The organism is Streptomyces sp. P17, from assembly GCF_032436805.1.
In the GTDB taxonomy this organism is placed as follows: Bacteria; Actinomycetota; Actinomycetes; order Streptomycetales; family Streptomycetaceae; genus Streptomyces.
Map to the genome: position 1 here is coordinate 1 of NZ_JAVRBF010000379.1, position 404 is coordinate 404.

General features: G+C 65.6%; 1 protein-coding gene. It reads right to left on the reverse strand.

Going from position 1 to position 404, the window contains the following annotated elements; translation table 11 throughout:
- Positions 1–72 precede the first annotated feature (72 nt).
- Positions 73–404 (reverse strand): phage virion morphogenesis protein (locus RMT89_RS41375; RefSeq protein WP_315888909.1); only part of this gene is annotated, 332 nt, incomplete at its 5' end.

The following is a 404-nucleotide window of genomic DNA, read 5'->3' on the forward strand; positions in this document are numbered from 1 at the left end:
TATACCCTCAACGGTCTGCGGGCCGGGGCGCGCCTTTACGCAAGCCCAGCCTGCGCGCCGCGCCTGTCGGGGTCAAGCCCCATCGGCAACCCGGTCGAGCCATTCGGTCAGCTCCTCGATGATATTGGCGCTGTCGTCGTCCGACAGTCCAAGAAAGGGGCGCGCCGGGATGTCGCCCCAGGGCGAAGAGACGAAGAAGTCCCGGCTGGCGGGTCGTTTCTCACTGGGCCGCGTGCGGCCCATCTTGGCCCCGAACTGGCCCTTTTGCGCACCGAATTGCATCGTGGCGGCGTAGACGAGGCTCGAACTGATCTCGACACTTGTTGGTGTCGTCGCGATGCCAAACTGGGACGACAACTGCCGGCTTGGCCCAAACAACGGCCGTGGGTCGATGGGATCGCCCC